Source organism: Okeania sp. KiyG1 (genome assembly GCF_014132355.1).
In the GTDB taxonomy this organism is placed as follows: domain Bacteria; phylum Cyanobacteriota; class Cyanobacteriia; order Cyanobacteriales; family Microcoleaceae; genus Okeania.
Genome location: NZ_BLZO01000180.1, coordinates 111,241 through 124,235 on the forward strand (window position 1 = coordinate 111,241; position 12,995 = coordinate 124,235).

The following is a 12,995-nucleotide window of genomic DNA, read 5'->3' on the forward strand; positions in this document are numbered from 1 at the left end:
TGGTTTAATTCATAAGCAATTTTCCCTTGTGCTTCCCCCCTTTCAAAGGGCGAACAACCGTTCGCCCCTACTACTGACTATTTCTTCAATGGATAAATTTTTCTCAAATATTCTCTATTTTAGCTGCATCATATTCATCCAGTAAATAAATACTTTGATCGAAACCTGTTTTCTTGATGGTATCCAGCACCATTTCTTGAACACCTACCATATAAATATCAACACCTGTTCCCATTTTTTGTTTAGAAAAAATCAATACCCGTAGACCCGCACTTGCCATATATTCTAGGTCATTCATTATTAAAACAAGTCTTTTCGGGTTTTCGGCTGCTGCTTCCTCTACTTTTTTCTTAAAAGCTGGAGCGGTAGACCCATCTAGCTCTCCAGATAAAGTTATTTTAGCGATGCCGTTTGTTGTTTCTAGAGTTGCTTCAAAAGCCATAATTTTCCCTTATTTATTAATTTCGTCGTAATTTATACTACTGAGCAATATTTTTGGTTTTTCTATCATATCATTCCTGAGTTATATCATGTTCGGATAATTAGTAGACATCTCCCCCAAAAGAGGGAACAGGGAACAGGGAACAGGGAACAGGGAACCCACCCTAACCCCTCCCAGGAGGGGAATAATTGATAATTTATGGATAATAATTGATTTGATTTTGGATTTTTACCGAATAATTAATAATTAATAATTAAATAATTCTGGTTTAAAACCTCCCTTTTAAGGGGAAAAAAGCGGTCGATATTCGGAGCTTCCCGTAGGGTGGGATGGCGAGGTTTTCTCGCTGGGCAACCATCGACCAAGAGAAGAAATAATGTTTTCTTATATTCAATTCCGTAACGGTTAAAACCCGAGGTAATTATCAATTATCCATTATCAATTATCAATTAATGAAGGGCGAATGGCATTCGCCCCTACGACTCCTTCGTCTCAACCAGACATGATATTATTTTCCTACCAGAATAACTACTGAGCGATCGCCAACTAATAACCCCTGTTGATTTCCCAGTACAGGTTCAGTTCCTGGTTCCCAAGCATCTTCTGGCGATGGACAGGCAGTATTAGCAAAAACGTGCCACTGCATTCCTTGGGGCAAACCAGGGATATTAAACCATTGAGTTTCCCAGTGCATATTCATTGCTACATAAATATAGTTATCTGGCTGTTTTCCTTCTTTAGCATGTTTGCCACAGACCATAAAAGCAATAGTACGGCAGCTTTCAGACCAATCTGCATTCCACGCCTGGGTTCCATGCCAAGTAATATCTGCATAACCACTACCAATATAATCTTGATTTCTGAAATGGTTACGATTTCTTAATACTGGGTGTGCTTTCCTAAATGCAATGCAATTTTTCACAAATCTAAATAACTCAGCATTAGTTTTGAGAAATTCCCAGTTAAGCCAATTTAGCTCCGAGTCATGGCAATAGGTATTATTATTACCATGTTTACTGCGTCCTATTTCATCTCCCATCAACAACATAGGTACACCTTGACTAACCATCATAATTGCGATCGCATTTCGCATCTGACGGCTACGCAAAGCATTAATTCCCTGGTTATCTGTCCAACCTTCTGCCCCACAATTCCAACTTTCGTTATCATTAGCACCATCGTTATTATTTTCGCCATTAGCTTCGTTATGTTTCTCATTGTAAGAAACCATATCGGCTAAAGTGAAACCATCATGGGCGGTAATAAAATTAATAGATGTTGCGGGAGCGCGACCTTGCCAAGCATATAGGTCTGGGGAACCTTGTAATCTTTGTGCCATCTCCCCTACGGTACAATCACCTTTAATAAATTTGCGAATTGCATCGCGGTACTTACCATTCCATTCTGCCCAACGTCCAAAAGCTGGAAAAGAACCTACTTGGTATAAACCTCCTGCATCCCAAGCTTCTGCAATCAATTTACAGTTAGCTAAAATTGGGTCAAAAGCCAGAGTTTCTAAAAGTGGAGGATTTGCTAATGGTGCTCCCCAGGGGTCACGACCGAGAATTGAAGCCAAATCAAACCGGAAACCATCAATATGATATTCACTTGCCCAATAACGCAAACAATCTAACACTACACCACGAACGATGGGATTATTACAGTTAATAGTATTACCACAGCCACTAAAGTTATAGTAATAACCTTCTGGCGTTAGCATATAATATACCTTATTGTCAATACCCCGGAAGGAAATAGTCGGACCGTTTTCGTTCCCTTCTGCTGTGTGATTGAACACAACATCTAGAATTACCTCTATCCCATTTTTATGCAGGTCTTTAACGAGAGCTTTTAACTCATCCATCTGCATTCCTAACTTACCTGTGGCTGCATAACCTGCTTTTGGGGCAAAAAACCCGACTGTACTATAACCCCAATAATTGTAAAGCATTTCTCCTGTAATTGGGCTGGGGCGGGAATTTTCAAATTCATCAAATTCATAAATAGGCATCAATTCTACTGAATTAACACCCAATTCTTTGAGGTAGGGAATTTTTTCGCGGATGGCAGCAAATGTTCCGGGATGTTTGACTCCAGAAGAGGGATGAGCGGTAAAACTCCGAACGTGCATTTCATAGATAATTTGGTCTTCTGGTGGAATTTCTAGAGGGCGGTCATTTTCCCAGTCAAAATCATCATAAGCAATTCTCGCTCGATGTTGATAATTGTCATCCCAGTTAGGAAAAACTCCCCAAACATCCCGACCTCCAATAATCTTGGCGTAGGGGTCCATGAGAATTTTATTTTTGTCGAACCATTGACCTTCCTGGAAGTTATTCGGTCCGTCCATCCGGTAGCCATATTCGATATTTTCTATATCCAGGTCGAAGATGACCATACAATAAACGTTCCCAATTCTAAATTCTTCAGGAAAGGGAATTTCTGCCATTGGTTGGAGAGCGCCTTTTTTAAACAAGACCAATGTACAGGATGTAGCATTAGAGGAGAATATGGAAAAATTCACTCCTCCAGGCACCAGAGTTGCACCAAATGGAAAGGGTTTCCCACTACGCAGTTTCAAGTCACCGTGACTGTGGGTAGGATGAATATCAATACGATCTAATTGCATGACTTTTGATTAAAGAGAGAATACGTTGTAGGTTGTAGGTTTTAGGAGGAAGAGGTTGTAGGTTTTAGGTTGTAGGTTTTAGGTTGTAGGTTTTAGGTAAGCTAAGAAGGATTTAGATCAGGACTTACGCAAAGGCACTATGTATAGGACCCAGTAACTATTGGACAATAGTTTTGAGCACTATATATAGCGTATCTGCGTAAGTCCTATAGATTTTATATTTCCTAGTCCCTTTCACAAAAATTGGATATTTACTTTAAATGCTAAACAGCTTAACAAGATTTTACCGAATAATTAGGATTTAAAGCCTCTTCTTTAAAAGGGAAAAAGCGGTCGTTTGCTTTTGCTTTTGCTTTTGCTTTTGCTTCGCAAAGCTGGCGCAACGCAAAGCTGGCGCAACGCAAAGCTGGCGCAACGCAAAGCTGGCGCAACGCAACGCTGACGCGAAACGCGCATCTCGGAACGGAGTTCTATCTTCGGAGCTTCCCGTAGGGTGGGATGACGAGGTCTCCTCACCATATCCAATCGACCAAGAGAAAAGACAAAATTTTCCTTTAAGTCGATCCTCTTATTTTGAAGGAGAGGTAATTATTACTAGACAGTACAAACTTCTTGGAAAAACTATTGCTAGCTAAAGCTTTCGGCAATCTTAAGGTTATAAACTAGCACTTTAGCAACTGTATGTGCTGCAAGCCTTTTCTAGTAATATTTTCAGCCTTGAGATTAAGTCATTTTTTTTGAATAACTTTGTACTGGACAGTAATTATTAATTATTAATTATTAATTATTAATTATTAATGGCTTTGTTGCATGAAAGTATATAGCTGCGACTAGACTCCCGATATGTAAAACAATAATGCGCGGTAACTGCTGTAACTATTGGACAATAGATAAATCACCCCATCCATCTCCCGAAAGTGAGCGATCGCTCTAGCGGAATGGATGTTCTATCCCTTGAGTCTGACTCTATCTAAACTCAACATAACTATTGGACAATAGATAAATCACCCCATCCATCTCCCGAAAGTGAGCGATCGCTCTAGCGGAATGGATGTTCTATCCCTTGAGTCTGACTCTATCTAAACTCAACATAACTATTGGACAATAGATAAATCACCCCATCCATCTCCCGAAAGTGAGCGATCGCTCTCGCGGAACGGATGTTCTATCCCTTGAGTCTGACTCTATCTAAACTCAACATAACTATTGGACAATAGATAAATCACCCCATCCATCTCCCGAAAGTGAGTGTTCGCTCTAGCGGAACGGATGTTCTATCCCTTGAGTCTAACTCTATCTAAACTCAACATAACTATTGGACAATAGATAAATCACCCCATCCATCTCCCGAAAGTGAGCGATCGCTCTAGCGGAATGGATGTTCTATCCCTTGAGTCTGACTCTATCTAAACTCAACATAACTATTGGACAATAAATAAATCACCCCATCCATCTCCCGAAAGTGAGTGTTCGTGAAACGGAACGGATGTTCTATCCCTTGAGTCTAACTCTATCTAAACTCAACATAACTATTGGACAATAAATAAATCACCCCATCCATCTCCCGAAAGTGAGCGATCGCTCTAGCGGAATGGATGTTCTATCCCTTGAGTCTGACTCTATCTAAACTCAACATAACTATTGGACAATAGATAAATCACCCCATCCATCTCCCGAAAGTGAGCGATCGCTCTAGCGGAATGGATGTTCTATCCCTTGAGTCTAACTCTATCTAAACTCAACATAACTATTGGACAATAAATAAATCACCCCATCCATCTCCCGAAAGTGAGCGATATAGCTGCCGCTAGGCTCCGCCAACGCTTGAGTAAGGGACTAGCAAAAAAATAGCTTATATCATGTCCGGTTGAACAGTTATAAATAAATGACGGAGGAGTCAGGAGTCAACCCACCCCTCGCCCCTCCCCTCCCAACCCACCCCTCGCCCCTCCCCTCCCAGGAGGGGAAGGACCGAGTCAGGAGGAAATAAAGAAGAAGAGAAGGAGAAAGTTTTTTTATCACTAATTATCCGGACATGATATTACCGATAAATTGTGGTTTAAAGCCTCCCCTTTTAAGGGGAAAAAGCGGTCGTTTGCGGAGCAGTCCGTAGGATGGGATGGCGAGGTCTCCTCGCCATATCCAATCGACCAAGAGAAGAAAAAAAATTTCCTTTGAGTCAATCCTCTCCTTGAAAAGAAGAGGTAATTATTAATTATTAATTATTAATTATTAATTGTTGAACAGATCGTCTTTTGTGCAACAAAGCCATTATTAATTATTAATTGTTGAACTACTACTTTCTTCTAATTTAGTGTTGCCATTCCTGACTCAACATTTTCAGCAGTTGCAAAAAAGTCTAGAAACCCAGTCACAGACATAGTATCTTGAAGCTCTTCAGAAAGCCCCACTAATACAACTTTCCCTTCCTTTGCTGTGGTTTGTCGGTACAATGATAGTAATGTACGCAACCCTGCACTAGACATATATGGCACATTGCTCATATTTATCAGAATTTTGCACCCAGGAGTCGCTAGGGGGAGAATTTCTTCTGAAACTTTAGGTGCTGTACTAGCGTCAATGTCCCCTGTTAGTTCTACTACTGTAATATTTTCTTCTATTGTTCTAATATTAATTTCGATTGCCATTGGATTTAGTCTAATAATACTCAGGTGTTTAGATAGATTGGGTTGAGAAACGTTTGTCTAGGACAGACTAATGCCAATGTGAAACGTCTCTTTTAGGGCAACTTATCCACAGGATAAGGAGAAAACCCAACACACAAGTATTATATATAATCCGGGTAGGGAGTAGGGGAGTAGGGAGTAGGGAGTAGGGGAGTAGGACAGGGCAAATTCTTTGCCTGGAGAGAATATTTACCGAAGAATTAATAATTCAATAATTCAATAATTCAATAATTCAGGTAAAAATCCTCCCCTTTCAAGGGAAAAAATAAATTTTTTCCTTTTATTCAATCAATTCCGTTTTAGGGAGAGGTAATTATCAATTATCCATTATCAATTATCAATTATTGAAAACCCTATATTTTTGAGTTCCCACACTCCCCACACTCCCCACACTTCCCACACTTCCCACACTCCCCACACTCCCCACACTCCCCACACTCCCCACACTCCCACACTCCCCACACTCCCCACACTTCCCACCCCCTCTTCCTTCTTCCTTCAGGTAGGTACAATATTTACCTTAACTTTCACCCTTTCTTTAGTATCAGGCAACTTAACACTCAGTTTCTCAGCATCAAAATCACTGTATGGTTTACCATCAATTTCTACAGAGCCAATTTTAATACTACCTGGGGGCAAAATATCTGGCGAAACCCGCAGAATATTATCAGGGAAACCACCGGGAATAGGTTTAAAATAAAAATCCATTGGCTGCTTATTAACCAGGAGATTAGTATAAACAGCAGAAAGAAAACATAGCTCCGTAGAATGATAACCACTCATGGAGTGAGACCCCTTACCCCGTTCGTTACCACTTGCCAAGAAAGGAATACCATTAGCAAGAACATTGAAATAAACCCCACCATCTTCTGTATCTAGGAACCAAGCATTGTAAAAAGCAGCAGCTTCCCGCGCTAACCGATGATATTCTGGCTCTCCCAAAACTCCTGCGAGAATATAATATGCAAGAATAGACTGTTCCTGTTGCCACCAAGCTTTACGGTCGTGCCAAACAAAACGGTGGATTTTTTCGTCTTCACCTAATACCCTCTCCACTACATCATACCAACCACCCCGTTGTTGGTCGCTGCCTACTGCTGGCATAAGGTCGGCTATTTTCTTGGCCAAATCGACATAAGAATCTTTGGCTTTGAGACTATTCATCCGCATCAAATTCCAGGCAATTTTCATATTGTGACCAACTACTGCCCGGTTTTGCTGCCATCCCCAAGTTTGGTCGGGACTCCAGTCTTCAAAGAATTTTTCATTGACAAAGGGAGAATTTTCGTAGTCTGGGAACCGCTTTTCAATAGTGTCAAAGGTATATTCGAGCATATCTGCATATTCTGGTTTTTCTGTTGCTAACCAGAGATTAATTAAATATGCTGGTGCGTGGTCTCCCACTGAGTTCCAGTTTTTGGTACCCTTATTCCGTCCTAATGATTCGCTGAGGGGGTCTAGGGTTATGGGGTCTAGATGAGAGTAGTAACCGCCGCGATCGCTCTTATCTAGGTAGAAGTCGTTGAATAGTTTGATGGTTTTCTCGGTATCGTCCATGATCCGAGGGTCGCCATTGAGTCGATATGTTTGTAACGGACCTGCAAGGGCGTAAATTTGTTCGTAAGCAGGAATAGCATCGTAGTCATCGCCAAATTCTGAAGCGAAGATTTTTTGTTCCCGCTCTCCTTGTACATCAATACCGTGATACCAATAGACAATTCCTTCGTCTAAGTCAACAAACCTCATGTGGTCTCGCAGATATTCGGTGCCTTTTTCTGCTGCTTCTAGAAAAGTTTCTTCCCCAGTCATCATATAAGCAGTTGCCATTCCGTAAACCATCCGGGAAATAGTATCAGTTTCTTGAGAGAAGTTTATCTGAGATTTTGCACCGGATAGACTTAAGGTTGTGCGATAGTTACGGTAGTCAATTTCTTCATCGCCAAACTGAGCTTTGACATAAAAATTAGCAAGGGAACGCACCTGGTCTACCCACCAGTTTGGTTTCTCAAAAACGTAGTCATCTGCTTGGCGACCGACAAATATAATTTGTTTGGCTTCAAATATGGGACTATCTGGGAAGAAGACTCCGTAAGTGAATAAATATCTACCAGGTACTAACATTGACCGCATGGAACCTGTAGCATCTGGGTATGCTTCGTCTAAGTTTTGTACGAGTTTGGCGTAAGATATTGAACCTAGTCTGGCTTGAAATTCTCTGCCGTCTGTTGTTTTGATACCAAAAATATCTGTTTCTGAGTCGTATTTGGTAACATATCCTGCTATTAGGTCAGAAAAGCTAAATTCTATTTGGGTACTCATTTTGGATTATCTTTAACTTTTTTACGAGTTTTTTTTATAGACTTCTTGTAGAAGTCGGGGAATAGGGAATAGGGAATAGGGAATAGGGAGATTAAATTGTTTACATATATTATATTGTCTTGAATTGATTTAATTAACACTTTTGCAAGAAGCTTTATGTATAGAACCCATTTGCTATGTTTGGACGCGGTATGTGCTTTTGGTAGCAGTCCTCCTGGATGACTGAGTCAGAAGTCAGGAAATTTATACCGTTTCACGGAAGTCAAAAGTCAAATTTTAACTGAATTGGTATTAGTTAGAGAATAGGAGAAAAAGGTAGAAAAATGGGCGTTGCTGAATGGTAATGATTTTTAGATTAAGTATCAACGCAAAACATAAGTTCTTCAATTTTACCTTCAGCTACTTACCATTACATTTCAGCAACGCCGAAAAATGAGTAGTCCTGGTCGCGTAATTGTATACAAGAAAAACGGATACCTGGCACGGGAGCAAGATGCTCCCACTGTTTTGCCACAAACATTGCCGGACAATGCACGACCAATGAAAATGCACCACTACCAAAAAATTCTCCCATCTCCTCCACTCCCTATCTTTATACAGCAAATTCCAAGTATATGAAGTACATATATGAAAAATTAAATGTTCCCAGTGCGAGCATCTTGCTCGCTTCGGGGTGTATCTCACCAAGGTGGAACCCGCTGTAAATAAATAGGTATATCAAATGGGTTCTATATTGAGTGTGACAGGTTTTAATTTTTATCCTCTAATTTAATCCTAAATCTTGAGGTAACACCTACCACCACAAAAAGCAATATTAATTGTTAGCTTCGATCGCTTCTACAAATTTTTCCATAAATTCATCTGTTACACCTGGATGTTTGGCCGTGATTAAGTTTCCATCTATCACTAAATCTGCTGTTTGATCTCCATCAAATATTACATCTGCTCCAGCATTTTCTACATCACAAATAATGTTATGAGCGCAGGTGACTTTTTTATTTTTTATCATTTCATTGTCGGCACAAAATAGCCATAAACTATGACAAATTGCTCCTAATTTTACATTTTCAGTATTGACAGCTTTGCGGAGAAATGCTACTGCTGGTGCTTGGTTTGGTTCACCTTTTTTAGGATTTACCTGATACCTCAATCTGTCCATAGCATAAGCGCCAATACAAATTATCCCTTTATAGTCTGAGGGATTAATATCATTAACTTCTGTAGAAACAGTAACTTGTTCTTCAACAATATTATTTTCTGGGTTAGAGCCAAAATGTAATTCTTTGTTACCCCACAAATGAGTAATATATTCTACTTCATAGCCTTTTTGAGGAAAAAATTCATTAAATTTCAGATATTCTGTAGGGTCAAAATGGTCTTCTATTAAGACTCCAATTTTACCTTTTGTTGCAGTAGCCATTCTTTTTTACTCCTTAGTTGCTCTTTTGAGATTTAAACTTATGATGTAATAACTCAGTATCTAGATATTCTAATTAGATTTAGATACTAACTATATTCAAGTATCTAAATTTTTGCTTGTACTTTTAGCTTCAACTATTATATGATGCTCTACCATTGTAATATTTTTCAAATCAATAATGGCATCAAGCAATAGATTCGAGTTCGATACTTTGTTATGGCAAAAATTATAGTTAACAGGGAGCTGGAAACTATTATCAAACAGGATTGGGTCGCGCAAACCCACCTTTTAAGGCGAAATATTTTTGGAGAGTTGCTCAAATCCCCTACTTCCCTCCCCTCCTGGGAGGGGTTAGGGGTGGGTTGGGAGGGGTTAGGGGTGGGTTGGGAGGGGTTAGGGGTGGGTTAACTTCTGACTTCTGACTTCGTTAACCACTCCCTTAAGTTCAACTATCTATAGCATTTCTCAGTAAGTGTGAGGTACACTCCTGGAGATCCCCCCTAACCCCCCTTGAGAAGCGGGGAAACCGGAAGTCCCCCTTTTTAAGGGGGATGCGCGGGGGATCGTTGATGTATCTCACGCCTTGTGAAAACAGCTATAAATTTTTCTCTTATGTAGTAATTAACTTCAGAAGTTCTGCTGCTGCAAATACATCACGATAGAATGTTAATTGCTCAGTCTTTAAGTAGCAACCACCTCTGTGACCGCGACGTACCCAAGTCACATTTCCCTTGGCAATAGTTTCGTTGGTTTCGAGATCCACACTTTTCCACTCGAAGAATGTATGTTCTCCAGAAAACATCACAATTGGCCAACACATAATAACTCCTGGTTGAGAAATCAACGCCCACCAATGCTGTTCCCTTTCTTTTTGTTCCTCTAGACCAAAATATTGTCCGTCTTGGCACAAATAGACCAAATCTTTATAATATTCTGCCGTGAGAATATCACCGCGTCCTTGTCTCAAAGCTTCACAATGAGTAGGCCACCACTCTTTATTTTCTTTCTCTATTTGTTCTAATGTGTAGTCAGGACCGATTTCTGGTAATGTTGCTTCTTTCATAGCAATCATTTTTTCTGCTAGAGCAATCATCTCTGTAGCAACATCAGCAGCTGCTGGAACAGCTCGGGAGTAATCTACTGCTAGGTCTTTGTAGTAATTTGTGCGCTTTTTCATAATATCTAGATTTGTAGTTGTTTTTTCATTGATTGAAACAAAATTGCTGGGGGAGACGAGCGATCGCTAAAGAAACCTCACCGTTTCACGGAAGTCGTAGGGGCGAATGGTATTCGCCCTTAAAAAGTAAGATTTTACAGGCTCAAAACTTTGACAATACAGTAATTTCAGAAAATTATTTCACATCTTAGATTTGAAACTATTTGTGACATCTCTAAAGTGAATTGGTATAGAATTGTGCTTTCTTCGAGCTTGAAGATATTAGTAAATTTTTGTGTCTACCCCGATCGCGATTAACGATATTTATCTTTTCTGTGGCAGGTTTAATACCCCACCGTCTACAGGGTGCTGAAAATTGTTTGGGGTTTTTTTTGGAGCTTTTCTCAAACCCCCGTTACAAAAATAACTTCTAACTTCCCCTCCCAGGAGGGGTTAGGGGTGGGTTGACTTCTGACTTCTGACTTCGTTAAGCGGGCGGACCTAAAATTTCATTCAGAGCGCCGAAGCAACCTGCTGCTTTATTAAATCCTGCATAAACACAGGTGAATAATAATAACTCCTCTATTTCTTCACGGGTAGCTCCTTGTTGCATTGCCATATTAACATGAGCGCCAAAAGGGTTTCCCGGACCTACATGATCTTGATTAACTACATCAATTGCTATTGTAATCAGAGCTTTGGTTTTTTGGTCTATGAGTGGTAGACCCCATGCTTCACCTGCTACACGAGTACAAAAGTCCCCGAATTTGGGGTTGATCCCATTTAAGCCTTCTTGCAGCGCTTTGTCATCTAGGACTGCGTTTTTGTATTCCATATTTTATCCGCTTAATTTTTCCAATTTGCTATGGTCTTTGAATATTTGTTTCAAGACTGTTTTAGCGTCAGCGTTCTAGAGCAATATCGCGTTAGCATTACCTAGCATAATCGCTTTCTTACACAGTTTAACATCTAATTTTTTAGTAAGCTATCGGCCTTTGCACGAGCAGATGACGGCCACTCGTTCAAGATATTAAATATCATTGTCCACACTCCTGACTTATCTGATTTGCTGTTCAGATGTGAGGAAAATCTATTAGACATATCCGAAATATTTTTTCTATCAACTAGATTATCACCTTAACTTACATTAATTCATTAATTAAATTGATTTTATGATTTTTTATTGGAATAAGCTGAGATTTTCCGATAAATATTCTAAAATGTTACTAAGCGATCTAAATTAACAATGATCTAAATCATTTTTGTAGTTTTTCTGAATTACTTAACTACAAGTATTTAAGTATTGTTAAGCTTTTCTAAGTTGATGAGAATAAATTAACTGTAATCATATTTTATATAAAGGCAGTTATTATAACCTATATGATAATTTTTGTATATACTTAATTTGTTAAAATTACAGCACTTTTAAGGAAGCTTGAGGTACGGTTGTAACACTATTCTTATCCTATATTTCCTTTTTCCTGTTCCCAGCTACGGTTTTCCCTAGAGCATTAAAACTTTGTACCTCTAAGACTCGAAAACTGCTGTAATAGGACTTACGGACCTGCAACCTATTTTCGTCGGCAGCGATCCACAGGGTTTACGGAGCAGTCTGGAACGGAAAGCAATTCTTTAGGAGTCAGGAGTCAGGAGGGAAAAAATAATATCATGTCCGCTGGGGGCGGGTTTGTGTAAAATCAAGGGTGAATATCTACAGGAAATTTACGTTTTTTCCAGTTTTTAAGCCTTCTTCCCTCTTCCTTCTTCCAACTTCGGTCTTCCTTCTTCCTTACTTCACTATACAATACCGATGCTACCGGACATGATATAAGAAGCAAAGAGCAGTAGAAGAGAAAGTTTTTTTGTTCGCGCTCTTATCCGGACATGATATCATAACTCAAATCACCAACGCCCAAAATTCAAGGATTTCAAAATGAATCAAGCAAATGAAGACAAAAAATTTACACTTGTTTTAGCTGGGAAATACAAAATTAAACCGGAAAAACGAGAACGATTTTTAGAACTCGCAAAACCTGGACTTGAAGAAACTCACAAAGAAGCTGGAAATATTAGTTATACTTTATATGAAGAGTTTGATAATCCTAATACCTTTTTGTATTTTGAAGAATGGGTAGACCGAGAAGCTCTTAATTCCCATCTTAAGCAACCTTACATTGCACCTTTAATTGAAGAAGCACCGGAACTTTTAGTTGAAGATGCAGAAGTGAGAGTTTATGATATTGATAAATTGAGCTTCGGACTTTAGTTTATTTTTAGGACTTACGCAGCTACAACGTATTTTTGTCTGAAGTGACTGACAGGGTTTGCGGAGCAGTTTGAAA

The 12,995-nt window shown here is 39.5% G+C and carries 11 protein-coding genes; 2 read left to right on the plus strand and 9 right to left on the minus strand.

The genetic code is table 11. From position 1 onward, the window contains the following. Positions 1-103: 103 nt before the first annotated feature. The 7 genes from SAGCYANO_RS39630 to SAGCYANO_RS39665 form a co-directional block, all read right to left on the minus strand. On the minus strand, positions 104-442 hold the full coding sequence (locus SAGCYANO_RS39630) for an anti-sigma factor antagonist (RefSeq protein WP_202225036.1): 339 nt from the start codon (positions 440-442) through the stop codon (positions 104-106). Positions 443-950: 508 nt separating this feature from the next. After that, entirely contained in the window at positions 951-3,071 is a 2,121-nt protein-coding gene (gene glgX / locus SAGCYANO_RS39635; protein WP_202225037.1) for a glycogen debranching protein GlgX, read from the minus strand. A gap of 2,306 nt (positions 3,072-5,377) precedes the next feature. Further along, a complete protein-coding gene (locus SAGCYANO_RS39640; RefSeq protein WP_202225038.1) occupies positions 5,378-5,719 on the minus strand; it encodes an anti-sigma factor antagonist in 342 nt (113 codons plus the stop codon). Between the two features lie 369 nt (positions 5,720-6,088). Continuing rightward, on the minus strand, positions 6,089-6,238 hold the full coding sequence (locus SAGCYANO_RS39645; protein ID WP_237397137.1) for a hypothetical protein: 150 nt from the start codon (positions 6,236-6,238) through the stop codon (positions 6,089-6,091). An 18-nt stretch (positions 6,239-6,256) separates the two neighbouring features. After that, the gene (locus SAGCYANO_RS39650; protein WP_202225040.1) at positions 6,257-8,077 is read right to left on the minus strand and encodes an AGE family epimerase/isomerase; all 1,821 of its coding nucleotides are present in this window, start codon (positions 8,075-8,077) and stop codon (positions 6,257-6,259) included. Between the two features lie 814 nt (positions 8,078-8,891). Beyond that, on the minus strand, positions 8,892-9,497 hold the full coding sequence (locus SAGCYANO_RS39660) for a DJ-1/PfpI family protein (protein ID WP_202225042.1): 606 nt from the start codon (positions 9,495-9,497) through the stop codon (positions 8,892-8,894). Between the two features lie 610 nt (positions 9,498-10,107). Next, positions 10,108-10,674 (minus strand): hypothetical protein, encoded by a 567-nt coding sequence (locus tag SAGCYANO_RS39665; protein WP_202225043.1) that lies wholly within the window; start codon positions 10,672-10,674, stop codon positions 10,108-10,110. Between the two features lie 32 nt (positions 10,675-10,706). On the opposite strand from SAGCYANO_RS39665, the gene SAGCYANO_RS39670 reads away from it, so the two are divergent. Next, on the plus strand, positions 10,707-10,865 hold the full coding sequence (locus SAGCYANO_RS39670; protein WP_202225044.1) for a hypothetical protein: 159 nt from the start codon (positions 10,707-10,709) through the stop codon (positions 10,863-10,865). 275 nt (positions 10,866-11,140) lie between these two features. Here SAGCYANO_RS39670 and SAGCYANO_RS39675 read toward each other — a convergent pair whose 3' ends face one another. Beyond that, positions 11,141-11,488: a carboxymuconolactone decarboxylase family protein gene (locus tag SAGCYANO_RS39675; RefSeq protein ID WP_202225045.1), complete on the minus strand. Its 348-nt coding sequence runs from the start codon at positions 11,486-11,488 to the stop codon at positions 11,141-11,143. Between the two features lie 862 nt (positions 11,489-12,350). Beyond that, positions 12,351-12,491 carry a hypothetical protein gene (locus SAGCYANO_RS46780; protein ID WP_237397138.1) on the minus strand — a complete coding sequence of 47 codons (141 nt, stop codon included), beginning with the start codon at positions 12,489-12,491 and terminating at the stop codon, positions 12,351-12,353. 95 nt (positions 12,492-12,586) lie between these two features. Here SAGCYANO_RS46780 and SAGCYANO_RS39680 point away from each other — a divergent pair, with 95 nt between their 5' ends. Then, on the plus strand, positions 12,587-12,919 hold the full coding sequence (locus SAGCYANO_RS39680; protein WP_202225046.1) for a putative quinol monooxygenase: 333 nt from the start codon (positions 12,587-12,589) through the stop codon (positions 12,917-12,919). Positions 12,920-12,995: the final 76 nt, after the last annotated feature.